Source organism: Streptomyces sp. A18 (assembly GCF_059026065.1).
On the sequence record NZ_JBWLKL010000066.1, the window covers coordinates 1 to 25598 of the forward strand.

The 25598-nt window shown below is 69.5% G+C and carries 23 protein-coding genes; 9 read left to right on the top strand and 14 right to left on the bottom strand.

Annotated features, from left to right (window positions below; all coding sequences use genetic code 11):
- Nucleotides 1-524: TetR/AcrR family transcriptional regulator (locus tag AC5P1C_RS41340; RefSeq protein WP_493871154.1), on the bottom strand; the 524-nt coding region annotated here is incomplete at its 3' end.
- A 417-nt stretch (nucleotides 525-941) separates the two neighbouring features.
- On the opposite strand from AC5P1C_RS41340, the gene AC5P1C_RS41345 reads away from it, so the two are divergent.
- The 4 genes from AC5P1C_RS41345 (at nucleotide 942) to AC5P1C_RS41360 (ending at nucleotide 6361) form a co-directional block, all read left to right on the top strand.
- A complete protein-coding gene (locus tag AC5P1C_RS41345; protein ID WP_493871155.1) occupies nucleotides 942-2171 on the top strand; it encodes a sensor histidine kinase in 1230 nt (409 codons plus the stop codon).
- Nucleotides 2168-2842 carry a response regulator gene (locus AC5P1C_RS41350; protein ID WP_493871156.1) on the top strand — a complete coding sequence of 225 codons (675 nt, stop codon included), beginning with the start codon at nucleotides 2168-2170 and terminating at the stop codon, nucleotides 2840-2842. Before AC5P1C_RS41345 ends, AC5P1C_RS41350 begins: the two co-directional genes overlap by 4 nt.
- A gap of 178 nt (nucleotides 2843-3020) precedes the next feature.
- Nucleotides 3021-3845 (top strand): ABC transporter ATP-binding protein, encoded by an 825-nt coding sequence (locus AC5P1C_RS41355; RefSeq protein WP_493871157.1) that lies wholly within the window; start codon nucleotides 3021-3023, stop codon nucleotides 3843-3845.
- Entirely contained in the window at nucleotides 3842-6361 is a 2520-nt protein-coding gene (locus tag AC5P1C_RS41360) for an FtsX-like permease family protein (protein WP_493871158.1), read from the top strand. Before AC5P1C_RS41355 ends, AC5P1C_RS41360 begins: the two co-directional genes overlap by 4 nt.
- Nucleotides 6362-6787: 426 nt before the next feature.
- Here AC5P1C_RS41360 and AC5P1C_RS41365 read toward each other — a convergent pair whose 3' ends face one another.
- Nucleotides 6788-7690, bottom strand: coding sequence for an arginase family protein (locus AC5P1C_RS41365; protein WP_493871159.1), 903 nt, complete (start codon nucleotides 7688-7690; stop codon nucleotides 6788-6790).
- Nucleotides 7691-8238: 548 nt separating this feature from the next.
- On the opposite strand from AC5P1C_RS41365, the gene AC5P1C_RS41370 reads away from it, so the two are divergent.
- The 3 genes from AC5P1C_RS41370 to AC5P1C_RS41380 all read left to right on the top strand — a co-directional run bounded on the left by AC5P1C_RS41370 (nucleotide 8239) and on the right by AC5P1C_RS41380 (nucleotide 12181).
- Entirely contained in the window at nucleotides 8239-9033 is a 795-nt protein-coding gene (locus AC5P1C_RS41370) for an SCO4651 family lipoprotein (RefSeq protein ID WP_493871160.1), read from the top strand.
- A gap of 488 nt (nucleotides 9034-9521) precedes the next feature.
- Nucleotides 9522-10637, top strand: a complete 1116-nt coding sequence (locus AC5P1C_RS41375; RefSeq protein WP_493871161.1) for an AI-2E family transporter — start codon at nucleotides 9522-9524, stop codon at nucleotides 10635-10637.
- Nucleotides 10638-11146: 509 nt separating this feature from the next.
- Complete coding sequence (locus AC5P1C_RS41380; protein ID WP_493871162.1) at nucleotides 11147-12181, top strand: sulfotransferase; 1035 nt, start codon at nucleotides 11147-11149, stop codon at nucleotides 12179-12181.
- 247 nt (nucleotides 12182-12428) lie between these two features.
- Here AC5P1C_RS41380 and AC5P1C_RS41385 read toward each other — a convergent pair whose 3' ends face one another.
- Complete coding sequence (locus AC5P1C_RS41385) at nucleotides 12429-13607, bottom strand: acyl-CoA dehydrogenase family protein (protein WP_493871163.1); 1179 nt, start codon at nucleotides 13605-13607, stop codon at nucleotides 12429-12431.
- A 429-nt stretch (nucleotides 13608-14036) separates the two neighbouring features.
- A complete protein-coding gene (locus AC5P1C_RS41390) occupies nucleotides 14037-14981 on the bottom strand; it encodes a DMT family transporter (RefSeq protein ID WP_493871164.1) in 945 nt (314 codons plus the stop codon).
- A gap of 65 nt (nucleotides 14982-15046) precedes the next feature.
- Here AC5P1C_RS41390 and AC5P1C_RS41395 point away from each other — a divergent pair, with 65 nt between their 5' ends.
- Nucleotides 15047-15985 (top strand): LysR family transcriptional regulator, encoded by a 939-nt coding sequence (locus AC5P1C_RS41395; protein WP_493871165.1) that lies wholly within the window; start codon nucleotides 15047-15049, stop codon nucleotides 15983-15985.
- A gap of 34 nt (nucleotides 15986-16019) precedes the next feature.
- Here AC5P1C_RS41395 and AC5P1C_RS41400 read toward each other — a convergent pair whose 3' ends face one another.
- From AC5P1C_RS41400 to AC5P1C_RS41435, 8 genes are all read right to left on the bottom strand, one after another.
- Nucleotides 16020-16208, bottom strand: a complete 189-nt coding sequence (locus tag AC5P1C_RS41400; RefSeq protein WP_493871166.1) for a hypothetical protein — start codon at nucleotides 16206-16208, stop codon at nucleotides 16020-16022.
- An 84-nt stretch (nucleotides 16209-16292) separates the two neighbouring features.
- The gene (locus AC5P1C_RS41405) at nucleotides 16293-16964 is read right to left on the bottom strand and encodes an HNH endonuclease family protein (protein ID WP_493871167.1); all 672 of its coding nucleotides are present in this window, start codon (nucleotides 16962-16964) and stop codon (nucleotides 16293-16295) included.
- 130 nt (nucleotides 16965-17094) lie between these two features.
- The gene (locus AC5P1C_RS41410; RefSeq protein WP_493871168.1) at nucleotides 17095-17229 is read right to left on the bottom strand and encodes a hypothetical protein; all 135 of its coding nucleotides are present in this window, start codon (nucleotides 17227-17229) and stop codon (nucleotides 17095-17097) included.
- 14 nt (nucleotides 17230-17243) lie between these two features.
- A complete protein-coding gene (locus AC5P1C_RS41415; protein ID WP_493871176.1) occupies nucleotides 17244-17825 on the bottom strand; it encodes a DUF2087 domain-containing protein in 582 nt (193 codons plus the stop codon).
- 176 nt (nucleotides 17826-18001) lie between these two features.
- Complete coding sequence (locus AC5P1C_RS41420) at nucleotides 18002-18307, bottom strand: putative quinol monooxygenase (protein ID WP_493871169.1); 306 nt, start codon at nucleotides 18305-18307, stop codon at nucleotides 18002-18004.
- Nucleotides 18308-18534: 227 nt separating this feature from the next.
- Nucleotides 18535-18768: a hypothetical protein gene (locus AC5P1C_RS41425; RefSeq protein ID WP_493871170.1), complete on the bottom strand. Its 234-nt coding sequence runs from the start codon at nucleotides 18766-18768 to the stop codon at nucleotides 18535-18537.
- A gap of 182 nt (nucleotides 18769-18950) precedes the next feature.
- Nucleotides 18951-21032 carry a SpoIIE family protein phosphatase gene (locus AC5P1C_RS41430; protein WP_493871171.1) on the bottom strand — a complete coding sequence of 694 codons (2082 nt, stop codon included), beginning with the start codon at nucleotides 21030-21032 and terminating at the stop codon, nucleotides 18951-18953.
- Between the two features lie 446 nt (nucleotides 21033-21478).
- Nucleotides 21479-22135: a TetR/AcrR family transcriptional regulator gene (locus tag AC5P1C_RS41435; RefSeq protein ID WP_493871172.1), complete on the bottom strand. Its 657-nt coding sequence runs from the start codon at nucleotides 22133-22135 to the stop codon at nucleotides 21479-21481.
- Between the two features lie 150 nt (nucleotides 22136-22285).
- Here AC5P1C_RS41435 and AC5P1C_RS41440 point away from each other — a divergent pair, with 150 nt between their 5' ends.
- Entirely contained in the window at nucleotides 22286-23344 is a 1059-nt protein-coding gene (locus AC5P1C_RS41440) for a glycoside hydrolase family 113 protein (RefSeq protein ID WP_493871173.1), read from the top strand.
- Between the two features lie 58 nt (nucleotides 23345-23402).
- On the opposite strand, the gene AC5P1C_RS41445 is transcribed toward AC5P1C_RS41440, so the two are convergent.
- Nucleotides 23403-23987, bottom strand: coding sequence for a TIGR03086 family metal-binding protein (locus AC5P1C_RS41445; protein ID WP_493871174.1), 585 nt, complete (start codon nucleotides 23985-23987; stop codon nucleotides 23403-23405).
- Between the two features lie 161 nt (nucleotides 23988-24148).
- The gene (locus AC5P1C_RS41450; protein WP_493871175.1) at nucleotides 24149-25363 is read right to left on the bottom strand and encodes an IS110 family RNA-guided transposase; all 1215 of its coding nucleotides are present in this window, start codon (nucleotides 25361-25363) and stop codon (nucleotides 24149-24151) included.
- Nucleotides 25364-25598 lie beyond the last annotated feature (235 nt).

The window sequence follows — 25598 nt, forward strand, 5'->3', positions numbered from 1 at the left end:
AGGAACTGGTCGGCCGCGAGCCGAGGGTCGGGGACCTCGAGCAGCCCTGCCGCGGCAAAGACGGCGAACCGCTCGGCGATGGCCTCGTCGGGGGCATCGGCCATGGAGTTGTAGCCGGGCCGCGGCAGATTGCCGGATTCCGCCCGGACCAGTCGTTGCAGCGTCGCGTACTCCGCCGAGCCGAGCATGTCGGTCGCGATGCGCATCGAGAACGTGACCAGGGCGTCCTCCAGTTCGGCGCCCTCGGAGAGGCCGGTGAGGGTCTCGTCCAGGGTGCGCCGGATCGTGGTGATCATCGACTGGCCCACGGAGTCGACGACCGCTTGCAGCAGCGTCTGCTTGTCGCCGAAGTAGTCGTAGACCGTCCGCTTGGACACCTCCGCACGAGCGGCGATCGCATCGACGCTGGACCGGTCGAACCCGTCGGCGAGAAACAGTTCCCGGGCCGCCGAGAGAATGGCGGCCCGCTTTCGCGCGGACCCCTCGCGCAATGTCTTCGTGGTCGGCGTCTTCGTCGTCGGCATGAGAGCACCCTAACCCAATCTACACTGCACAGTGTAGTGTAGATTGCCGGTGTGTGGCGCCCTCGTACACCAGCCTTGTCCGGCAAGCCGTGTCTGCCGCACGACCCGGAGCCGTTCGCCCCTGATCGGCCGTTGGGCCAGTGGTAGTGCGGGAGCGCAACACGTAGGCCCTCTGTGCTTCCCGGCAATGACCGAAAGGACGTCCATGGCCGCGACTCTGGCTCCCCCGGGGCGTACCGGGAGAGCCCCTGCCCCAGCCCCCGGCCGTGGCGGAATGCGGCCGCGTGTCATTACGAGCGTCGGATCAGGGCCCGTTTTCCCTGTTCCGCAGCCGGAAACGATGACTGCGGTTGCGTCGAGCCCGCCTGACCGCGGCGGGTCTCCACACACCGTCAACCGGCGCACGGGCTGGGGACGATGAGGTCAGCGGAGAAGGAGTCCCCGCACGCGCTGCTCGCGGGGGCGTCGCGTCCGTGGGTCCGGCTGCTGCCGTGGTGCCTGGCGTTCGTACTGTGCGTCGCTCTGCTGCCCACCACCATCCAAGTGCTCACCGTCGACTACGGCCTCAACGGCGCGGTCGCGAGCGCACTGGCTGTTGCACAGTCAGCACCGTTGCTGCTCGCGGTCATCCGCCCGCTGCAGGCCTGGTACGTGGTCTTCGCCGCGGACGTGGTCGGGGCGCTTGCCCTGCTCACTGTCGACATCGGCGACCAGCGCCTATGGCCGTTCCCGCCCATGGAAATCGTCGGTTATGTCGGCCTCTGCCTGGCCCTCGGCCTGCGGGAGCCGCGCCGCAAGCTGCTGCTGGTGTGGCTTGCCACGGCGGGGGCGAACCTCGGCCTGGTCTTTTTCGCACCCAACGGCGCGAGCAGCAGGGAACTACTGCTCACCATCCTCAGCGGCATCACACTCGTGCTCGGCGGTGCGCTCCGCGAGCGGTACGTGGCGCAGCGCAGGCTGGCGGAGCAGGAGACGATCAGCGAGGCCGAGCGCGGTCGGCGGACGCTGCTGGAGGAACGCACCCGCATCGCACGCGAACTGCACGACGTGGTGGCGCACCACATGTCCGTCATCACGGTGCAGGCGGACACCGCGGCCTACCGCCTCGACGGGCTGCCGCCGAACGTCCGGGAGGAGTTCACCTCCATCGCGGCGACCGCACGCGAGTCGCTCGGCGAGATGCGACGACTCCTCGGCGTCCTGCGCAACGAGGAGACGCACGGCGAGCTCGCACCCCAGCCGGGTCTGACACAGATCGCGCAGCTGGTGGAAGCGACAGCGAGGGCCGGCGGGGCGGTGGAGTTCACCCCCTGTGACGCCGCCGCGTCCGAGGCGGTGGGCCTCTCCGCGTACCGCATCGTCCAGGAGGCGCTCGCGAACGTCGTGCGGCACGCGCCCGGTGCTCCCACGCAGGTGTCGGTGTCGCAGGACGGAGAGGGGCTCACCATCGTCGTCGTCAACGGGCCGCCGCCCGAACCGCACTCCGCCCCGCTCGAGGACCGCGGGACCGGGCACGGTCTGGTCGGTATGCGCGAGCGGGTGCGGCTGGTGGGCGGCGTGCTGGACACCGGGCCGCTGCCGGACGGCGGCTTCCGGGTAGCGGCGCGGCTGCCGACGACGGACAACGACAGCGAAGGGACACCATGACGATCCGAGTCATCATCGTCGACGACCAGGCCATGGTGCGGGCCGGCTTCGCCGCTCTCCTGGCCGCCCAGAGCGACATCGACGTGGTGGGCGAGGCCCCCGACGGTGCGCAGGGCCTCGATCTGAGTCGACGCACCCATCCCGACGTCGTGCTGATGGACGTCCGCATGCCCAAGATGGACGGCCTGGAGGCGGCGCGCCGCCTCCTCGCGCCCCCGCAGGGCGTGACGCACCGGCCGCGCGTGATGATGCTCACCACCTTCGACGTCGACGACTATGTGTACGAGGCGCTGCGCGCGGGCGCAAGCGGCTTCCTGCTGAAGGACGCGCCGCCTGCCGACCTCATCGCGGCGGTACGCATCGTGGCCTCGGGCGATGCACTCCTCGCCCCCTCCGTGACGCGCCGCCTCATCGCGGACTTCGCCCGCCAGCGTCCCGCCGCCCGCGGCAAGCCAGCGATGCGGCTCAAGGCCCTGACCCAACGCGAATCCGAGGTCCTCACCCTGGTGGCCCGCGGCCGGTCCAACACGGAGATCGCCGAGACGCTGGTCCTGGCCGAGCAGACGGTCAAGACGCACGTGAGCCGTGTCCTGACCAAGCTCGACCTGCGCGACCGCGCCCAGGCGGTGGTCTTCGCGTACGAATCGGGGCTGGTCGCCCCGGGTGACTAGGACTATCCCTCCCCGGGGCCGCAAGTGCCTCCGCCCGCAGATTCCTCCACCCGTAGGTGCCTCCGCCACCCCCTACCGCGGTAGGGGGTCCACATTGGCTCCCGGGTATGACGCCCGGCACGCAGCCGCCCCCGCACACTCCATCCCGTCAGCACGAGAGATCGCGAAGGGGCGGAAGATGAGGCTACGCAGCGGTAAGCGACAGAAGGCGGACGAGGCACCGCAGGTCACGGGTGACTCCGGTCTCGCCGTCGAGATGCGCGGTGTCCGGCGGCAGTACGGCCGCCGCGCGGGCGTCGTGCACGCCCTGGCGGGTGTCGACCTGGCGTTGCCACTGGGCACCTTCACGGCCGTGATGGGGCCGTCCGGGTCCGGCAAGTCCACGTTCCTGCAGTGCGCGGCCGGGCTCGACCGGCCGTCGGGGGGATCGGTGCGCCTGGGTGGCACGGAGATCACCGGCATGAGCGAGAACGAGCTCACCGAGCTGCGCCGCAGTCGACTCGGCTTTGTCTTCCAGGCGTTCAATCTGCTGCCATCGCTGACCGTGGAGCAGAATGTGCTGCTGCCGATGCGCCTGGCCGGGCAGCGGCAGGACAGCCGTCGTGCCGCCGAGGTGCTGGGCCGGGTCGGGCTCGCCGACAAGGCGCGCCGCCGGCCGGGTGAGCTCTCCGGGGGCCAGCAGCAGCGTGTCGCCATCGCCCGCGCGCTGGTGACCAGCCCGGACGTGGTCTTCGCCGACGAGCCCACCGGCGCCCTGGACACCGGCACCGCCTCGGAGGTCCTCGGCCTGCTCCGGCACGCCGTCGACCAGCTGGGCGCCACTGTTGTGATGGTCACGCACGACCCGGCCGCGGCCGCATGGGCGGACCGTGTGCTGTTCCTCGCCGACGGCGCCTTCGCCGACCAGCTCGACGGCGGTACGGCGCAGCAGATCGCGGCGCGCATGACCGCGCTCAGCACCCGTCACGCCCACGCAGGCGCGCTGGCGGGGGTGGCGGCGTGAAGCGTCCCAATGGCCTGGCCCGAGCTGCCGTCCGCTTCAAGCCCGCGTCCTTCGCGGGGACCTTTGTCGCGCTGCTGATGTCGGCGCTGATCGTCTCGGCCTGCGGCATCCTGCTGGAGACCGGGCTGCGCGCATCGGTGCCGGCGGAGCGATACGCGAAGGCACCGGTCGTCGCGGCAGCCGACCAGTACAAGTACGTCGTGACGGGCAGCGGCGAGGACCGCGAGAAGGAAGCGGTGCCGTTGCCGGACACCGCACGGGTCGACGCCGGGCTGGCGGCCAAGGCCGCCACGGCGCCGGGCGCATCGACGGCGGTGCCCGACTTCACGTTCCCGGTGCGGACGACGGATGAACTGCCCGTTCAGGGGGGTGCGCTCACCGCGCACGGCTGGGGCTCGCATGTCTTCACCGGCACTACGCTGACCCATGGCTCCGCGCCAGGCGCGGGCGAGGTCGTGCTCGACTCCGGCACGGCACGCGCCGCGAAGGCCGCCGTCGGCGACACCGTCGCGCTGCAGACCGCCGCCGGGCAGCGAGACTTCCGCGTCGCGGGCATCGCCAAGGCCGCACCCGCGGACACCGCCCGAACCACCGGCGCCACAGGCGCGATTGCCTGGTTCGCCGACACCCAGGCCCCCGCCCTCGCCGGCCACCCCGGCAAGGCGGACGCCATCGCCGTACTGGCCCAGGACGGCACGCGTGCCGACACCCTCGCCGACTCGGTAGAGCAGGCCCTGGCCGGCTCCGGTGCCCAGGTGCACACCGGCGACGACCGCGGCGCCGTCGAGGACCCGGGCCTCGCCTACGCCAAGGACACGCTCTTCGGAATCGGCGGCCCCTTCGGGGGTATCGCCGCCATCGTCGCCGTCTTCACCGCGGCCGGAACCGTCGCGCTGTCGGTCTCCCAGCGGGCCCGCGAATACGCGCTGCTGCGCGCCATCGGCGCCACCCCACGGCAGATCCGCCGTGCAGTCGCCTCCGAAGCCCTGCTCGTCGCCCCACTCGCCGGGATCCTCGGCATCCTGCCCGGCATCGGACTCGCACACTGGTGGTTCGGACAGCTGCAGGACCGCGGCGCGATACCCGAAGCCGCCCAGGTACACGTCTCGGGCGTCCCCCTCCTCATTGCCATCGGCACCGGACTGCTCACCGCGCTGGCCGCCGGCTGGATCGCCGGGCGCCGACCCGCGAAGATCAAGCCTGGGCAAGCACTGTCGGAAGCATCCGTGGAGCGACTGCGGCCTGGCGTGATCCGTACCGGACTCGGCCTGGTCGCCCTGGTCGGCGGCGCGACGCTCACCGGAGTCGCCGCCGGCTCCACCGGTGACAACGCTGCCGGTGCCGCCCTCGGCGTCGTCATGTGCTTCATGCTCGCCGTCGGACTGCTCGGCCCGCTGGTGGCCAGGCTGTGCGCGGGCCTCTTCGGCCTGCCGCTGCGTGGTGCGGGGCCTGCCGCTTCGCTTGCGGCCGCCAACTCCCGTACCAACTCCCGCCGCCTCGCCTCCGCGATCACCCCGATCGTGCTGGCCATAGCATTCGCCTCGACGCTCGTCTTCATGAATACGAGCGAACGCCACGTCGCCGACACCCAACTGCGCGCGGGCATCACCGCAGACCACGTCGTCACCGACCCGGCCGGGCTCCCGGCCGACACGGCGCAGCGCGCAGCCCGGATGCCGGGCGTGGACGCGGCAGTCGGCGTGCTGAACGCGCAAGTTCTGGTGCCCACCGGATCCGGCGAATTCAAGGCGCTGCAGGGCGCGGCGACCCAGGGCATCACCGGCTCAGGCGCCGAGCTCGCGAAGGTGCAGGACCTGGACGTGACCGAAGGAAGCCTCGACCGGATAGGCACCGACCGTATCGCCATCGACAAAACGCTGGCGAGCACGGCCGACGTAGGCGTCGGCGACCGGCTCCCGCTCAACCTCCCCGACGGCACCAAGGCCAGCCCTGAGATCACCGCGATCTACGGCCGCGGCCTCGGTCTCGCGACGGTGACCATGGACCGCGCGTCCCTGGACGGACACACCACCTCAGGCTTCGACACCACGCTGCTCGTAAGCGGCGGCTCGCAGGAGTCACTGTCCGCCCTCGGCACGGTCACCGACGCCTCCGGCTACGCCACCCAGCGAAGCCTCGACGCCAAAACCGGCGCCTGGATGAACAACACCATGGCCGCGGTCCTCGGCGGCTTCGCCGCCATCGCCGCCCTCAACACCCTGGTGATGACCGTTCTCGACCGCCGCCTCGAGCTCGGCACCCTGCGCCTCGTCGGCTCCACCCGGCGCCAGGTCATGCAGATGCTCCGCTGGGAAGGCCTGCTGGTCTCGGCCGCGGGCGTCATCCTCGGCTCCGCGATCGCCGCGGCCACGCTCATCCCGATGATGCAGGGCATGACCGGCCAGCTGCCGTACGTCCCCCCGCTCGTGTACGGCTCCTTCGCAGCCGCCGCCGGCGGGCTGACGCTGCTCGCCGTCACGCTCCCGGCACGAGGAGCACTACGCCGCTGGTCATAGCGCACGCCTACGGGGTGGGAGCCCGGCACCCGGCTCCCACCCCGTACGCGTCCCAGATCACGAGCCGGCGGTGGAACGGCCCAGGCGCGGCGCAAGGCTGAGCGCATTCGCTGCGAGCAGGTCCGGCCACCGGCCGCGGACTGGCTCGTCTGCGCGGATCGTTCCTTGCACCCCGGTAGGCGGCGCTGCGCGCTTCCTTGCACGCCTGCACCGAGTACCTGTTAACCGATCGCCCGCATCCGGCGAGTATCCGCACACATCTGTCGATCCCAGTGAGGCTGCTGGGCCGCACGCCCGCCCATCTCGCGGCTGCGGCTTGCACTTCCTGCACTCAAGCCGCAGTACGCTCCGGGCTGTTTCAAAGCGACCCTTCAGGGTTGGGCACGCTGGCCCCGGTCGGGCAGCAAGCCCCTGATGTCCGCCGGGTCAGGGCCGGGTTCTGTGGTCGGTCCGCCCTGACAGCCCTCGGCGCAGGCACTCGGTGAGGCGGGCTGCGATCCTCCCGTCGGGATCACGGCGGGGGTTGAAGATGGTGACATCCAAGCCGACGGCTCGTTTGCCGGCCAGTGCCGTCCGCAGCACGCCCTCCAGTTCTGACCAGGTCAACCCTCCGGGGAGGCGGTAGTCGACGGCAGGCATGATCGCGTCATCCAGGACATCGACATCAAGGTGGACCCAGTACCCGGCACTTGCGTCACCGGTGAGCCGGTCGACCGCGTAGCGCGCTGCCGCCGGGGCGCCTGCCGCACGCACATCGTCGAGGCTCATCGCGTGCAGCTGCGGGGGCAGAGACTGCATCCCGTCCTTGGCGGACTCTGCGGAGTCGCGGAAACCGAAGGCGACGACGTCTTCGTCCCTGAGCAGGGGTCCACGCCCTTCGAGGTCGGTGAGCAGCTGGGGGCCGCGGCCCGTGGCCAGGGCGAGTTCCATCGAGGCCGCCTCGCCCGCCGGATCTGCCGACGGCTGGTAGAAGTCCGTGTGGCCGTCGAGGAACAACAGGCCGTAGCGTCCTCGGCGGCGCAAGGCCAGGAGGTTGCCGAGCAGGATGCTGCAGTCGCCGCCGAGGACTACAGGAAAGCGTCCGGCGTCGAGGACGTCGCCGACCGCGTCGGCCAACCGGACGGAGTACCGCGCGATGCCAGCGGGGTTGAGGATCCCCGTATCGGGGTCCCGCGTGGCGTTGTACGCCGACGGTTCGACCCGGCCGGCTTGAGCCACTCCGGGGTGGGCCGACAGACCGGCGTCGAGCAGAGCCGCCGGTAGATCCTGCACGCCGGACGGCCACAGTCCGAGCACGGACGGCGCCTCGATGATCGAAATTTCCTGCACGTCCCACTCCTTCACCTGCCGAGCAGCGACTGCCCCGGCACGCCTCTCCAGCACGCTAAGGCGTCGCCGCCGCTGAAACCCATGGTGCCGCAGAACGGATGCCCTACCGGTCCGACCCGGGTGCGTGCAGCGGCCCCGAGCACGAGACTTGAGCTACGCAGAGGCACCTCCGAAGCCGGCGCCCGCTGGATCTGTCTCGTCATCGCGGCCCACACCCAACTCCGCCTCCTCCTCAAGGCCGCCGTCGGCCTTGCCTGCGACGGCCATGGGAAAAGCCCCGCTGAGCCCGGCCGCCTCACCCCGGCCCCTGCACCGAACGACTCACCTCTCGCTCCTGAACGTCCACTTGGCTCAGGGGACCGGTTGCCCGCCACCGGCGACGACTCCGAACGCAAGCAACTCAGCCCATAGCCCATAGGCCATAGGGAAGAGATTGAGGGACCGGGCATCAAGGCCGTAACTCTCAGGTCCTGTCACCGGTTTCGTGCGATGATCTACAGGCCCTGTCGGGCTCTACCCTGCCTCAGTAACGATTCCCCGGAGAGTCCATGCGCCGCGCCCAACTCCTCTCCGCCGCTGTCCTCCTGCTCTGCACCGCCTGTTCCGGCGGTGCAGAGCGTGACTCGGAGGAGAGTACGAAGAAGGCCGTGGATCACGGGGCGGCCGTGCGCGCCGCGATCGAGAGGACCAGCGCGGACAGCGCCCGTGTGGACGAGAAGATCGAGCTGCGGTCCGCCGAGAGCCCAACGACATACGTGTTCACGATCGAAGGCGCCTTCGATCTGGCCGACGACAAGGGCCGGCTCACGGTGGAGCTTGAGGACAGCGGCATGGACCCCGTCGAGGAGGTCTTCGTCGACGACACCGTCTATGTGCGGGGCTCGCGGGCGGTGGGCGGGGGCAAGTGGGCGTCGGCCGTCCGGAGCGAGGCCCTGACCCGCTATTTCCTGCGGGCGCCGCTGAACGACCCAGAGCACCTGCTCCGCCAGATGAAGGCGATGCGACAGGTGTCGAACGAGGGCAAGGAGCAGGTGAACGGCGCCCCTGCGGTGCACTACCGGGGCACGATCGACCACGCAACCGCGACGCTCCGGATGACGACGAAGACGAAACAAGGGCTGGACGACCTGCGCAAGAAGCTGGGTGACGACATGCCCGTCTACGCGGACGTGTGGGTCGACGGGAAAGGGCGCGCCGTCCAGGCCCGGCTGTCCTACTTCGGCGGCATGAAGGCCGTGACGACGATGACACTGTCGGAGTTCGGGACCCCGGTGAAGGCCAAGGCCCCCTCGGCCAAGCAAGTGGTCCCCGTGACGGCGGGCGAGGATGTCCTGCTGGCCTGAGCGGGGTGAGCCCGGTGCGGGGGCCTCTTGGGCTACAGCCAGACCGAAGTGGTCGGCGACGGGGACCACACCGGCGACAAACTCAGTGTCCTCGGCCAAGTGCGGAGCAGTGAGGCGTAGGGGGGTGCGGGCAGGCAGGCCACCACGGTCATCCCGCAGCCGCAGCGCAGCCGCGGCGGCGGCCGTGGTCGTGGTCGTGGTCGTGGTCGTGGTCGTGCCAGAGAATCCCTTCACGTAGCGCGCCTCACGAGTCGTCAGGTCAGGTCAGGCCCATGTGTTCCAGGTTGTTGGCCACCATTTCGGCGCCCCAGCCGGCGTGAACACTCCCAGATATGCACCCTAGGTGCATATCCCTTCACCCCAAGGCCGCGAGCTGCGGGGCCCTTTCGAGTGCCGGTCGGCCAACCTCGCCGCCGAAGTCGCCGAAAGACTGCTCCCGGCCGACTGCAGTGCCGAAGTGCGACTGAAGCATCAATAGGGTGTGCCCCATGCCTGCCACGCTGAGCTCCACAAAAACCGCCGCCGCGCTCCGCCGATCGGCACGGGTCTCTGTCGAGTTGCTGCTGGTTCTCGTGGCCACTGCGGCGGCCCTCTGGCTCCTGGGGCGGATGTGGTCGGTCGTCTGGCCGCTCATAGTGGGCCTCTTGCTCACCACACTGACCTGGCCTCTCGCCAGCTTCCTGCGCCGGCGCGGATGGCCCCCCGCCTTGGCCGCCTCGGTGGTGACAGTGCTGTTCCTTCTGGTCGCTGCGGGCATCGTGGCGCTGATCGCGGTGCCGGTGGCGTCTCAGTCCGGCGAGCTGGCCGACGGCGTGGCCGAAGGCATCGAGAAATTGCGCGAGTGGGCCGCCGGTCCTCCCTTGAGCATCGATGACGCCCAGATCTCAGGCGGAGTCGACTCGGCGACCGCCCAAATCAAGGACAGCGTCGGCAGCATGGTCACCACTCTCTTCACAGGAGTGAGCACCGTGGTGAACGGTGTGGTCACTGCCGTCCTGGCGCTCTTCCTGATGTTCTTCTTCCTCAAGGACGGCCCGCGGTTCCTTCCCTGGCTCGCCCGCCAGCTCCCCGGCCGGCTCGCCAACGACATCCCGATCGTGGCGGCACGCAGCTGGGACACGCTGGGCGCGTTCGTACGTTCCCAGGCCCTCGTCGGCCTGCTCGACGCGGTGTTCATCGGTCTGGGTCTGTGGATCCTGGGGGTGCCCCTCGTACTCCCGCTAGCGGTACTGACCTTCGTATCCGCGTTCGTGCCGATCGTAGGTGCCCTGTTCGCCGGTTTCGTAGCGGTGCTCATCGCGTTGGTCTTCAACGGTCCGACAGACGCGCTGATCGTGCTGGCGATCATCGTCGTGGTGCAGCAACTCGAGGGCAACGTGTTCCAGCCGATCATCCAAAGCCGAGGGCTGGGACTGCATGCGGCGGTGATCCTGCTGGCGGTCACACTGGGCGCAAGCCTGGCCGGCGTCGTGGGCAGCCTGCTCGCGGTACCGGCGGCCGCCCTGATCGCGGTGTTCTGGAACTATCTGCGCGAGCAGCTCAGCGACCCGCCGCAGGACCCGGAGACCGACGACGCTCCCCCGGGTGCGGCACTCCCGTCGTAGTCGTAGCTCCTCCTGGTGCGTCGCCGCTCCCGACGAGGCGGCAGGGAGGAAGGCGGGTACCCAAAGTTGAGCACAAGATCATTGTTCACTTGTCCCTCCAGGGCGAGGCACGCGACGATGCAACGGCCTGTCCGCTTCGTCGTGTTGTTCCGCAAGGTCTTGAGGTCGGGTGCGGGCCACTGCCACCGGTTCCCTGGCCGGGGAGCCGCGACCACCACGAGCGGCGCCTGCCACCCTTTCACCACGCCAAGCGCGCCAAGCGCCCCAAGTGCCCCAAGTTCGCCACAAGGCCGCCACCGTGTAACTCGCGCGCGCCATCAGCCAGTGCCGACTCGGTAAGGGCACCAGCGCGGGCAGGCCGCTTCCCACCCTGCCCGGCGGCGAAGGGACAGATGGTCAAGCTGTACACGAGGGCGGCTGCATCGCCGCCACCCGGCGCTCTCGGCGTGAATATGCTGACGTGCACAAAGCCCCGGAGAGAACCCGCCCCTGGCCCACGGAGAGCAACCTTGCGCAGCCTGACCTTCGTCATCGGGACTGGCCGCAGCGGCTCCACTGCGCTGTCCCGCATCCTCAACGCGCACCCCGACGTACTCAGCCTCAACGAGTACATGGCCTCCGTCGGTGACGCCGCCTTCCCTGAAGGCCGGGTATCAGGAAGGGAGTTCTGGGAAACCCTCTTCCGGCCCACCCCATACTTCGCGAGCATGATCCGCAGCGGGCTCTTGATGCCGGAGTTTCTCTACACGCGGCGGCCGGGTCGGTACACGGCACGGAGCACGGGCATCCCCGCGCTCTCCCTCATGGTGCTGCCCCACCTCACCGAAGACCCCGACGCGCTGCTGGATGAAATTCACGCAGCGGTCCTCTGCTGGCCTGACCGTCCCGCCGCTGAACACCACGAAGCGCTCTTCGAGTTCCTCGGCACACGGCTGGGGCGCGACGCCGTCGTGGAGCGCTCCGGCTATTCGACGGGGTGGGCCCCAGGGCTCCAAGCTGCCTTTCCCTACGCGAAGTTCGTGCACCTCTTTCGTGATGGACCCGACTGCGCCCTGTCCATGAGCCGCCACCCCGGGTACCGCGTGATCACCCTGATGCGCGAGATCAGGGAACGGACGGGCGTCGAGAACTTCGGCAACCTGACGGCCGAGGACGTGCGCTCCCTGCCTCCAGAATTGGCACCCCTGCTCGACGAGCACTTCGACCCCGCCCTCGTACGAGACCGGGAGTTTCCCCTGCGCCGTTTCGGCGCCCTGTGGTCCGAACTCGTCATCCAAGGCTCGCGGTTCCTGGACGGGCTGCCCGCCGACCAGCGCATGACACTCGGATACGAGGACCTCCTGGACGCTCCTCACAAGGAGCTCACCCGCCTCGCCGCATTCATCGGAGTCGATCCTTCCCGGCAGTGGCTGGCCGACGCGTGCGCACAGCTCGACAACAGCCGCCGAGGCTCCGCCAGGAAGCATCTGACGCCCGCCGACTTCGACGACCTCAGCAAGAGTTGCGATCTGGGTACCCATGCATTGAAAGCGAAGCCAGCCTGACGACCAGGTGCCCGCTTAGGAGCGGTTCGGAGCGGTGCGGATGGGTCTCGTATCCGAGAGCGAGCCGGCAGTCTGCATGAGCCAGCCCGTTGCTGCGCTCAGTCGTGAGCCCGGCTGCCCTGCTGTCCGGCTCCTCACCTGAACGGCATGGCGGTAACGGGGGCCGGATCCTGGTGGGGCCAGCCCCCGGTGGTCGGGCCCCCGCTCGTCGGCCCCGGATGGTCAGATCCGGTCAGGCCAGGTCAGGTCAGGTCAGGTCGAGGAAGCTCCACCGGGCGTTCGGCTGGGCACCGCTCAGCCACTTGCCGCAGTTCTGGAGCACGACCGGGCTCGACGTTATGTGCTGCGCGCCCGTCCCGAGGTCGCGCAGGAAGCGGTCGACCGGGCCGCGGCGGATTGCCGCCGAGCCGGCCCAGCGGTGTACGGTGCGGCCCACGTCGCACACGGTCGAGGTTGTGTGGTTCAGGACGAGACGGATCAGCGTCTCCTGCTCCACGCTGGGCAACTCACCCTGGTCCAGGGCCTGTTCGACGTCCTGCCATACGTCGTTCACCCAGGCTCGGGCTGCCCGAAGGCTGGCTTCCGCCGTCGCGTACTCGGCGTGGAACTGGGAGGTGTCGACCGCGGCGCCCCGCGAACCAGCCCGCGCCGCGGCGACCCGCTTCAGTTCGTCCAGGAGCCGCCGACCGACGCCGAGGGCCCAGCCGGTGTGCCCGATCGCGGACATGTTGACCAGGCCGAGGCCGTACACGGCGCCGCCGTTGACCGGGGTGTGCGTGGTCGCGACGTAGGTGTACTCGTGCGGGACGTATACATCGGTGCAGTGGTAGTCGATGCTGTGTGTCGCGCGCAGCCCGAGCACGTCCCAGTTGCCGTCCAGGGTCACCTGCGACTTCGGCATCGCGAGGACCCGCAGCTCACCGGTGTCCTCAACCTGGATCGCGCTGTGGATGTGGGTGGCGTGCGCCATCCCGGAGGCGAACTGCCACTGGCCGCTGACCCGGAAGCCGCCCTCCACGGCGACGGCCCGCCCGGGGCGCGTGCCGTGCCCGGAGAGCAGCGCGTACTTCCCGTTGGGCACGTCCGGGAACAGTTCGGCCGCCGCGTCCCCGGCGAGGTACGCCGCGGTGGTCCCGGTCATCATCTGCAGCGCGAACATCGTCCACCCGGCCGAGGCGTCGTGGTAGCTCACCCGCTCCGCCGCCTCGATCAGCTGCCGCGGGGCGAACTCGTAGCCGCCGAGGCTCAGCGGGAGCTCGGCCCGTACGATCCCCGTGTCCAGCAGTGCCTGCGCCGTCTCCTCTGGCAGTCTCCCCAACTCCTCGGCGGCATCGGCCCGTTCATCGAGCATGCCGCCGAGCGCGTCGATCCGCTCCAGCACCCCCGCCAGTTCCGCACTGGCATGCAGTCGACCCTTGTCCCCCATGAAATTCCTCTCCTTGTGGTCTCTTCCCGATCGTCTCACGCACCTGCCCGGTGGCCCGATCTGGGAGGATGCAACCAAGCGAACCTGTCCGGCAGTTGGCGTCCGCACCATCTGCCTGATCACCCCAGAATGCGCCACGCGCACAGCACGGCGACGAGACCTACACCGAAGGGCTCCCCCGCTCTCCCCCGACCACCAAGAAGTCAGCGAAGGCCACAGCGACGAGGACCATCACCGCCCGCGTCGGCCCGCAGCGGCATGGCTTGTAAGGGGCCAGGGTCTCCCGAGACCGCGTTGCGCCGCTTGAGCACGAGAGCGTTCGCGCCCGGCTGATCGTCCTGCTGCGGGTGGGGCTGCGCGAGTTGTTCGGGGGCACGGCGGCGCTCCCGGACTCGCGCGGCTGCCCGACAGCCGACTTCGTCCCCGTGATCAGATGCTGGTGGGCGTCGTTGCTGTCCGGCATGAGCGCTCTTCGTCGTCGGTGGTGCGGTGGGTGCGCTCGATGCTCTGGCCCCAGTACGTGCCGGTGACCATGAGCGCCGCCCCGAGCCCGGCCAGGGTGGTGAACTTCTCGCCGCCGAGGCCGATGCCGACCGCGACGGCCCAGACCGGTTCGGTGCCAAGGAGCAGACTGGCCCGGCTTGCGGAGCTGTTCTGTACCGCCCAAGTCTGGGCGAGGAAGGCGAACACGCTGCAGAACAGGGCCAGGTAGACGAGCTGGCCCCAGACCGCGCCATCGACCTCAGTCAGCTTCGACAGGCCGCTTGAGGCTGGCACGACGAACAGCGCCGATCCGACCACTGTCTGAACAGCCGTCAGCTGCAATGGTCGTACGACGCGGCCCTTGGTGAGCCGCCCCACGAGCACGACGTGCACCGCGCGCACCACCGCGGCGGCCAGCATCAGCAGGTCACCGGTCCGAGGAGCATGGAAGCCGCTGCCGGACATGAGCAGCGTGACGGCCAGCAGGCACACGCCCGTGGCTGCGAAGAAGCGCGGGGGCAGTCGGCCGTGGCCCGCGGTGCGGTCCAGCAGCGGGGTGAGCACGATGGTGAGGCTGATGATCAGGCCGGCGTTGGCCGCGCTGGTGTGCGCGACGCCGTACGTCTCAAGAACCAGGACAGCAGCCTGGGTTACCCCCAGAAGGCACCCGATGCGCACCTCGTCTCGCGTGTAGCGCTTCGGCCCGCGGCGGGCGGCGACAAGGGCCAGACAGGCGATCGCGGAGATCGCGTACCGCGCGAAGAGCACCACCAAGACCGGCAGGGCGTAGGTGGCGGTCTTCGCGGCCAGGTAGCTGGAGCCCCAGACGATGGCGACAAGGAGGAGCACTGCGTCAGTGCGGCGGGCGTAGAACACCTCCTTAAGCTGCACTGCTTCCACTCTGAAGCCAAGGACGTGATCCTTCAGCAATGCTGAAGCATCACTACACTGTGATGATGAATGAACGGCAGCTGCAGATCTTGCGGGAGCTGGGCGAGTTGGGCAGCGTCACCGCGACCGCCGAGGCACTGATGATGACTCCCTCGGCGATCTCCCAGCAGCTGCGGCTGCTGCAACGCTCGATCCCCGTCCCGCTCACCGAACGCGACGGACGGCGGCTGGTGCTCACCGACGCCGGCCAGGCCCTCGCCGGTGCGGCCATCGAAGTGGAGACCGCGCTGGCTCGGGCACGGCACACCATCGAGGAGTTCGTCGACCAGCCGGACTCGGACGTATCGGTGGCTGCTTTCCACAGCGCGGCCGCGGCCTTCTTCCCCTTGCTGCTGCACGGCCGGACCATCCCCGGCCAACCTCGACTCTCGCTCGCCGACGAGGACGTCGCGCAGGACCACTTCCCGCTCCTGACCCGGGACTACGACCTCGTGCTGGCCCACCATCTCGCCCACGCTCCCCCGTGGCCGGGCACGGTCACCGCCAGCACGCTGCTGCGCGAACCTCTCGACATCGCCCTGCCGGCCCACCACCCCCTGGCGGCCAAAAGGCGCCTCACCCCACGAGATGTCGCTGATCAACCCTGGATCACCGTGCACGACGGCTTCCCGCTCATGGCCACCATCGACGCCATCGCCACCGCCGCGAACCGGCGGCTCGACATCGTCCACCGCATCAACGAATTCGCCGTTGTCGCCGAAGCGGTGGCCGCCGGAGGAGGCCTGGCCCTGATGCCCCGCTGGACCACGCGTCCGCACCCCGCGCTGACCCTCAGGCCTCTCAGCGGCGTGCACGCACGGCGGCACATCGATGTGCTGCACCGCCCCGAACGCGCCGCACGACGAGCCGTGCGGACAGTCCTCAGCGAACTCCACCACGCCGCCGCGACCATCCAGAACGGCCACGTAGCCCAGGCCCAGGCCCAGGCACCAGCCGACGGGTAGGTCGGAGGCAGTGTGATGTCCGCCAGCGCTGTCGTCATCGCGGCTTGTCGGTCGCTTTCTGAGGGGCGTGTCCCTGCCCGACAAGGTCAATGCCGTCGGCGTCGCCGCATACGCCGAGACCATCGCCGACCATCTTCAGGCTCGGGTCAACAAGCATCTGCGTCCGTGCGGACTCACCGCCGGATTCGGCGGCCGGATCGGGCTGACCGACGGAGTCGTCCATCCATCACCAGGACATCCGTCGCTCTCTCGGGCTGGCTCGTGGGCCGCCACCCGTGAAGTCGGAGTCGCGTGACGGCACGACCCCCTACGGGGCGGCGGTGTAGATGACGGCGGTGTCCTTGCACTGGCCGGAGGCGAAGACCGCGACGGCATCCAACTCGGCAGGGTCGGCCGCCAGGTCCCAGCGCAGCTTGGTGGCCACCCACTCCGAGACATAGCGGCAGTGCGCGGAAGGCAGCGGCGGCAGCCACTGAGCTGGGTCCCGATCGGCCTTGGACCTCTTGGTGCGGTCGGTGACGGCCACCAATGAGGCCGGGGCGTCTAGGTCGTTGGCGTAGGCCTCGCGGCGCTCCTCGCTCCAGGCGGAGGCGCCGGAGTCCCAGGCCTCGGCGAGCGGGACCATGTGGTCGACATCCAAACCCTTGGTGTCCTCGACCTCCTGGGCGTCGTAGTAGGACCGCCATTCGCCGCCGCTGATCTTGCAGTCGGCACCGATCGACGGCGCCTCGGTGGCCTCAGCGATGAGCACCTCGGCATGGGTGTTGCAGCCATCGTCCCTCACCGCCCCTGCATTCCAGTGCCGGAATCCGGTGCGGGTGTAGCCCTCGCGGCGTTCACCGGCGACCGGGATCCGGTGCACGGCGTCGGCCAGCGTGGTGGTCTCGGTGGGGCCGGTGGCCTGCGCCGGTGCCGGGGCGAGGAGAGGGATCAGGGACAGGTTGAGCGCGGCGAGGCCGCGTACGAAATTCTTGATCACACCGGAAGGCTGACCGCCTGCAGACGCGTTCACCAGGCGCTCCGCAGGCGCCTCAGCCGAGTGGAGGAACAGGTTCACCGCAGAAACGTTGTATTGAACTCGCACACCGACATGACGATTTGAGCTCCTGTTACCCCAACTGCTTCTCCGCGGAGAACATCGAGAACGCCCCCAACGGCTCGCCCCCCTCCTGGCCCTTCCCTGGCACGGACGGGGCCACCTCATCGGCCGGCTTCTGCGGTTCACCGGCGCGGACGACGGCCATGACGGCGGCCTCGGTCAGACCCGCACGTATTGCGCGGCGGCGTCCCGGCGCAGCAGCCCCTCGTCGACCAGCGCACGGCGCAGGCTGACCCAGTCGTCGAGCCAGCCTCCGCAGATGGCGTTCACTTTGGACTCCGGATAGGTGACACCTTTCTCGAAGGAGTCCGCGACGACCGACAGAACCCGGTTGCGCACCTGCGCGTTTCCGGGAATCGAGGTCAGTCGGCCCTTGCGGAAGTAGGCGCCCGCACCGTCTCCGCCACCCCGGCCGGTCAGCCGTACCTCCTCACGCACGGCGAGGCGGAAGGCGTCGTCCAGGAGCACATACGTGCCCTCCGCCGGGTCGTGGCGGGCGACGCCTCCCTCCGCCAGCTTCTGGAGTGCCATCGCCGCGGCCACCGGGCGCAACCCGGTGCGCTCCACGACCTGCTCCACGGTCGTGGCGCCGAGCGCCAGGGCCGCGTACGCCGACCGCCGGTCGTTCTGGGCGAGCAGGCCGACCAGGTCCCGACAGGACGGCGGGCGCTCCTGCGCCCCGGCCGGGCCGGAGGCATCTGGTGTCTCGGATGGGGGCTCGGGCTCGGACGGGCCGTACATGTTCGTGGAAGTCAACTCTGCGCTCTCAGTCTGTCGTTCGGGCCCGCCCGCACGCACGCACGGTCACGACTAGCGTGCGGAACGAGCAGTTCGCCGGGCGCGGGCGAGGTCTTCGGCAGGATCGTGCTGACGCCAGAGAACTAGCGGCGCCGGACAGTCCCCTGACGGACCCTTCATCAGTCGCCGGCGCCGAGGCCGCCCACGACGGTCAGTTCACGGCTGGTGAACTCGCCGGTGAGCATGGGCATGGCGCCGACGATCGCTTCCTTGACCTCGGACAACCGCAGGGATGCGTCGTGGTGGTCCTTCGATTCCCAGATCTCCGTGACCACGATCGTGTCCGGGTCATCGGCGGCCAGACCGACCACATAGCTTCGGCAACCGAGCTCCCGCAGACTCTCGACTCCGGAGAGCAGGATGGCGACCACATCGTCGCGCTTGCCGGGCTGGGTCTTCATCGAGCCGATGTAGCCATAGGCCATGTCATGCCGCCTTCGTCGGAGGTGCTGTTGCTGAGCACCATGATGGCGTCCCTTCTGGTCTTGGCGGACAGCGGGCGTCCCCCCGTGGGCATGGGCCAGTGACGCGGCCACCCCTCACGTTGTACTCGCGGTACTGCCCGGCTCCGCCGTGCTCAGCACCGGTGGCGCCCCGCTGCTGGAACCGGCGCCCGGCGACACCGCGTTGGTCCGCGGCTCCTCGGCAAGGGCTACGCCCCCTCGACCGTGATCGTCGACGGGGCGTACCAGGTCAGGAAGACGTCGGCGGCGCACCTCTTGGATTCTTCCCCGCCCGCCCTGCTCTCCGTGCCCGCCCCGGACGGCGTGGCCGCCGGAACCAGGATCTGACCGTGGGTACCCCGCGCGACGCTCTGCCGCCGCTTCACCGACCTGGCGGGCGAGCCCCGCGAGCACCCGTTGACGTATCCCACGGGCCTGCGCATGAGCTTCGCGGCCGATCTGCTGCGCGATCCCCGGGTGACGTCGACAGCGTGGCACGCATGGTCGGATACCGGTCCCGTTCGCCTTCAGTACCGCCTTTCGCCGGTCACACGGCCGCCCCTCGAGCGCCCAGCGCAGTGCCGAAACACCCCGGCCTGAGGCATGCGTGAGCAATGCCTTTCCGTCAGTGCTCGTCCTGGACCCGGGCGATGAGCAGGGCGACGTCGTCGTGGTCGCCGGGGTGGCGTAGGGCGTTCAGAAGCCGGTCGCAGGTGTCCTCGAGTGCAGCGTCGGGGGCGGCGTCCAGGTGGGTGAGCAGGGCGTGCAGGCGGCTGTCGATGTCCTCGTCGCGGGTTTCGACGAGGCCGTCGGTGTAGAGGACGAGCCGGTCGCCGGGGCCGAGGGCAAGGGTGGTGGTGCGGAAGGGGACGCCGCCGACACCCAGGGGCGCGCCGGTGGGGATGTCGATCAGCTGTGCGGGCTTGCCGTCGCGCATGAGGACCGGGGGTACGTGTCCGGCGTTGGCGAAGTGGCACCGCTGACGGTGGGGGTCGTAGACGGCGTAGGTGCAGGTGGCGATGTAGTGCTCCAGTCCACTGGTGATCTTGTCCAGGTGGTGGAGCACTTGTGCGGGGTCCAGGTCGAGTTCGGCGTAGGCGCAGGTCGCGGTGCGCAGGCGTCCCATGGTGGCGGCGGCGTCGATGCCGTGGCCCATCACGTCACCTACGACCAGCGCGGTCCTGTCGTGGGCGAGGGGGATGACGTCGAACCAGTCGCCGCCCACTTCGTGGCTGGACCTTGCCGGCTGGTAGCGGGAGGCCACCTCCAGGCCCACCAAAGGGGGTGGATGATCCGGCAGCAGGCTGCGTTGGAGGGTGATGGCGGTGTTACGGACGCTCTGGTACCAGCGGGCGTTGTCGATGCTGACGGCGGCGCGCACGGCCAGTTCTCCGGCCAGCACGGCGTCATCGTGGTCGAAGGGGTTGGGGTTGCGGGTGCGTTTGAGGTCCAGGGCACCGATCACTTCTCCGCGGGCGATCAACGGGACGGCAAGGTAGGAGTGAACTCCGGCGTGGCGCAGGAGGGTTGCCGCCTTGGGGTCACGGGCGATCCGCGGCAGGTCGTCGGCCTGTAGGTGCGGGATCAGGACGGGTCGGCCGGTGCGCACGCATTGTGTGACCAGGCGGTCCGGACCATAGGCGGCGATGGTGCCGGGCTGGTCTGCCGCATCGGCGGCCTCGCTGGGCCCGGCGGCGGTCAAGGCCAGCGCCCGGAAGACCGTACGGCCGCCGTGGCCCACTGCCGAAGGACTGCCTTCCAGCAGGGAGTCGAGGATGTCGACTGCGGCGACATCGGCGAAGTCGGGGATGGTGAAGTCGGCGAGCTCCTGGGCGGTCTGATAGAGGTCGAGGGTGGTGCCGATGCGGACGGAGGCATCGGCGATGAGTGCCAGCCGGTGCCGGGCCCGGTCGGCTTCCAGCGTTGCCTGGTGACGTTCGGTGGCGTCCACGACCGAGAGGGCGATGCCCAGCACGTGCCCGTCCGAGCCATCCAGCCGGTAGTACGACGTGGACCAGGCATGGTCGTTGTCCGGGTCTGCCGGAGTACGGCCGATGCTGGGCTGGTCCACGATCGGAGTACCGGTGTGAAGGACCTGGCGCATAGCGGTCTCGACCGCGTGGACGTCCAGGGTGGGCAGGACGTCTCGGAAGCGGCGGCCGAGGTGTCCCTCAGCGGAGATGCCGTTCATCCGCTCAAGGGCGGGGTTGACCGTGACGTAGCGAAGGTCGGTGTCCAGCACGGCCAGCCCGATGGGGGACTGCGAGACGAGCCGGGTGGACAGGGCCAAGTCGCGCTCCACCGTGCGCAAGGTGGCCTGGTCGCTGGCCAAGCCCAGGGCGTACAAGGCTCCCTGGTCGTCTTCCAGACGCATGTTGCGGAACTCGACCAGACGGGTCGTGCCGTTCTTGTGCCGGACGGGAAATGCTCCGGCCCAGCTCTCGCCGCTGTCCATGACGTCGGCGAACAACTGGATGACCAAGTCCAGGTCGTGTTCGTGGACCATGAGACGAGCTGCGTACTGGCCCAGCGCTTCACTCGCGGTGTAGCCGAACATTTGCTCGGCCTGCGGACTCCACAGCATGATCCGGCCCTCGACGTCCAGGACCACTGCGGCAGTACGCAGCAGGTCCATCAGGCCACCGGGCGGGGCCGGGCCGGCCTTCCGCTGTTCTGGCTGCGATCGTCGAGCGCCAGTCGCGCTCATCCTCAGCCCTCCTTTTGCCCGTGGGTGCCGCGTCGGCTGGGGTCCGCCTTCTCCCATGGTCCGCCCGAACTGCTCAGTACCCCAGCCCAGCACCTGCGGAACAGGAGGGAGGCCACGCCACTGTGAATGCGCCGTTCGAGTGAACGGCCTATCACGTCGGCAGCAAGTAGGAGATCCGCCCACGGAACAGACCGGGTGGTCGGCATGCGGTGGATAAGTGCCTGCCCCGGGCGGCCACTGGCCTCGCGGCCGGGCTCACGCCCGCCACCGACCCCATCGGCCCCCACATCAGCCCGTACAGGTCCCACGCCAACCGCGCACCTGCACCAACGGAACATCAGGGCCGCCCATCCGGAGAAGAGCGAAGACACCCCGAGAGCCACTCCACCGGGCTCCACCCTGCGCGGGGCGGTGATCCGGCTCCGCGGCCTCCGACCCGCTGCGGATCACGACGGGCGCGGGCCGCGGAAGGCTGACGTGCCGCTGCGCGGGCTCCGGCCGTGGACCAGGGGCAGGAAGACTTCGTCGACGATCTCGGTGAGGACGGCGTCCGGCACAGCAGGGACGCCGAGCATCACGTACTCGTTGCGCAGCAGCGCCATGGGTGCGTGGGCGACTCGGGGGTGCAGTGCCTCGGGTGCGGCGTCGCCTCGCGCCACGGCCCGGCCGAGCAGAGTCAGCCAGGCCGCCTCTTGCGCCCCGTCCGCCCCCGGGTCACGCAGCTCGGCCAGGAGCTCCGGAGTGCCGCCGGCCGCCGCGATCAGGCCGCGCAGGATCTCCCCGTACGGTGATGACCAGGTGCTGTTCGCACGCCGCAGCATCTCCAGGGCGTCGCCGCGCAGTGAGCCGGTGTCCGGCTGCACGGTCTCCGCCTCGGCCAGCCGACGGTACGCGGCCACGCCGAGCGCGACGCGGTTGGGCCAACGCCGGTACAGCGCGTTCTTGTTCGTGCCGGCCCGTCGGGCCACCTCGTCCATCGTCAGGGCCGGGACGCCGGACTCCTTCAGCACCTCGGCAGCCGCCCGCAGGATGGCCTCCTCCAGCTCGGCCCCGCGTCGCCGCGTCGCGACGGCCTGCCGCGATTCCTTCCCGGCTTGTGCCACCGGTCGCCCTCTCTCGCCCCACACAGCTGAATCTACGGTACGTATCGTACCTTCCAAGGTCCCGCGCGGCCGACTTCTTGCCGCATCTAAGGTACGTTCAACATGGCATACGGTACGGCTAGTACCTTAGATCGCGAGGAGAGCATCACCGTGCGCACCTTCGGCATCACCTACGACACCGGCTTCACCACCGCGGGAACCACCACCCGTGAACCCTTCGACCCCGCCATCGTGCGCCGCGAGATGCAGATCATCCGCGACGAGCTGCGCTGTGACGCCGTACGCATCACCGGCGGCGACCGCGACCGGCTCGAAATCGCCGCACGCCACGCGACTGAAGCCCAACTGGAGGTCTGGTACTCGCCGTTCACCAACGGCCTCACCCCCGGAGAACTCCTCGACTTCCTGACCGACAGCGCCCGACGCGCCGAACGGCTGCGCCGTGGAGGCGCCGAGGTCGTCTTCCTCACGGGCTCGGAGATCTCCCTCTTCACCGTCGGCATGCTCCCCGGCGACACGTTCGAGGAACGTGCCGCCGTCCTCACCGACCCGCAGCGGCTGCGGGCAGCTCTCCCCGGACTCCCTGCCCAGGTCAATGCCTTCCTTGGCAAGGCGGTCGCTGCGGTGCGTCCCCTGTTCGGCGGCCGGATCGGGTACGCCTCACTGCCGTTCGAGGGCGTCGACTGGGCGCCCTTCGACATCATCGCCACCGACGCCGGCTACCGCGACGCCCAGAACTCCGACCAGCTCGCCGACGGCTTGCGGGCGCTGACCGCACACGGCAAACCGGCCGCCGTCACGGAGTTCGGCTGCACCACCTACCGAGGGTCCGCCGATGCCGGCGGCCGGGGAGATGCCGTCATCGCCTGGGACGACCGCGCCCGTCCGGCGCGGTTCACCAGCCCGGTCGCACGCGACGAACAGGAACAAGCGAACTACCTGCGTGAACTCATCGCCACCTTCGACAAATCCACCATCGACGCGGCCTTCGTGAACACCTTCGCCCGCTACGACCTCCCGCACACGGGCGCCGACGACGACCGCGACTTCGACAAGGCATCCTTCGGCGTGGTCAAGATCCTCGACGGCGGCCGCACCGGCACCGCGTATCCGGGTCTGCCGTGGGAGCCGAAAGCCGCCTTCCGCACGCTCGCGGAGTACGGCCGCAGCCGGATGCGTCCGAACTCCGCCCCGACCGCGGCAGAGTGAGGTCCGGGTGACTGCCGTCCCCCACCCGAGGCCCGTCCGTGCGGACAGGTGCTGCTGCCTATGGTCGGCGTCCCAGGTAGGCGGCCAGCCGGGTGTAGGGGTCGGCATCGTCCGGAACCGGTACGACCGGGCTGAACGGGCCCTGCTCGCTGCGGCCCTCTGACGGCGCGAACCTCTTGAACGCCTCGAGTGCCTGTGCGGCAAGGTCAGGGTCGAGTTCGGCAAGCCGCCGGGTTGCGTGTGCGAGGTCCCAGGAGTGAGCCGTGAACTCGTGGGTGTATGCCTCAAGAGCCTCCCGGCCGGGCAGTGTGGCCCATGGCAGCTCGACGATGCGGTCGAGCTTCTCGTCATCGGCCCACACCCGCTCGACCTCCATACGGGCCCGGGTGAACGCGCTGGCCCAGCCGTCGTCGGCGATGCCGTCGACCACATGGGGAAGGTCGCGTGCATCGCCGCCGGTGCCGACACGGGTGAGCTTGTGCAGCACCGCGACCACATGCCCGAGGAGCGCGCGCACGTCGTAGTCGGCACAGGGAGTGCGGTTACTCAGCTCGTCGGGACGCACCGCGGCAACCTGCTTCCCGGCTTGATCAAGGGCCCGAACGAAGACGGGACGCGGGTCTTGGGTCGGCTCTGTTGTCATGGGGCGGACCCTATAAGGGCGCACTGACAGGACAACCCCCCGCAGGACAGCGGTAGTTACGTCGCGTGCGGCTCACCTGCGGCCGAGGCCCTGTTGGTCGCGACCTCTGGGCGGTGGGCGCCGAGGGCGCGGTCGCGGGGGGGGTGCCCCTATGAATTTGGTCAAGGGGTTGGGGTGGGCTGAGGTTGGTAGAAGGTCCCCCCGTCGCGGAGCATGGCGAAGAGGACGTCTGCTCGGCGTCGGGCGAGGCAGAGGATGGCTTGGGTGTGGTGCTTTCCCTGGCGGATCTTTTTGTCGTAGTAGGTGCGGGAGGCCGGGTCGGCCAGGGCAGCGAACGCGGAGAGGAAGAAGGCCCGTTTGAGCTGCTTGTTTCCTCGTTTTGAGGGTTGTTCGCCGCGGATGGAGGAGCCGGAGTTGCGGGTTGCGGGGGCGAGGCCGGCGTAGGCGGCGAGGTGGGCGGCACTGGGAAAACTGGTGCCGTCGCCGACGTCGATGAGGATGCGGGCGCCGGTCCTGATGCCGATGCCGGGCATGGACATCAGGACTTTGGAAAGAGGGTGGGCCTCCAGCAGTTCCTCGATCCGGTGGGCCAGCAGTTTGCGCTGGTCAAGCACCGCTTGGAGTGAGTTGGCGAGGCTGGGAACGATCAGTGCGGCGGCGTCCGTGCCGGGAACGACGACGGTCTGTTCGTCGAGCGCGGTGAAGACGTCGTCGATCAGGCGCTGGGCCATGCGGGGTGCCTTGGGCCGGATCAGGGTGACCAGGCGTCGGCGTCCGGCCTTGCGGATCTGGGCGGGTGAGCCGAACTGGTCCAGCAGCCTGAGCACGGCCGGGTGCTGCATGCGTGGGCCCAGGACCCGTTCCAGGTGCGGGTGTATCTGGGTGAACAGGCCTCGCAGCCGGTTGGACAGGCGGGTGGCCTCGGCGGCGAGGTCGTCGTCGAAGCCGACGATCATCTGCAGTTCGGCGATCGTGTCGTCGTCGAGGTCGACCGAGCGCAGGGTGTGCGGCATGGCCCGGGCCGCGTCGGCGATGATGAAGGCGTCTTTCGCGTCGGTCTTGGCCTCGCCGGGGTAGAGATCGGCGATCCGCCGCATGGTCAGGCCGGGCAGGTAGGCGACGTGGCAGCCCAGGTCGCGGGCGATGGTCAGGGGCAGGGCGCCGATGGAGGCGACCTGGTCGACGATGACCAGGACGGTTCCGTGCTTGGCCTGCAGCCTGGTGAAGGCCTCGCGGAGTCTGGGTTCGCTGTTGGGCAGCCGCTTGTCGAAGGCCTTCTTGCCGGCCGGGGTGAGTGCGGTGGCGTGGTGTTCGCCCTTGCCGACGTCCAGGCCGAGGTAGACGTCGATGCTGCTGGTATCGATCACGTCGGGCATCCTTCGGTGCTGTTCACCCGGCCCTGCCACGGCACTGATCGCCACATCCACATTACGAAGAGCCTCCCGACCTGCGAAAAGGCCGGTGGTCATGCCCCTAATCAGCGGTCTGTCAGTGCCTTCGGAGCCGGTGACACCACCCCCCAGGCCATCCGTTCGACAAGGGGAGGTAGTCATGCCAACTCCGAAGGCCGGAAGCCCCGTTGCGGGGCTACGAAAACGGTAATGGGGGGGG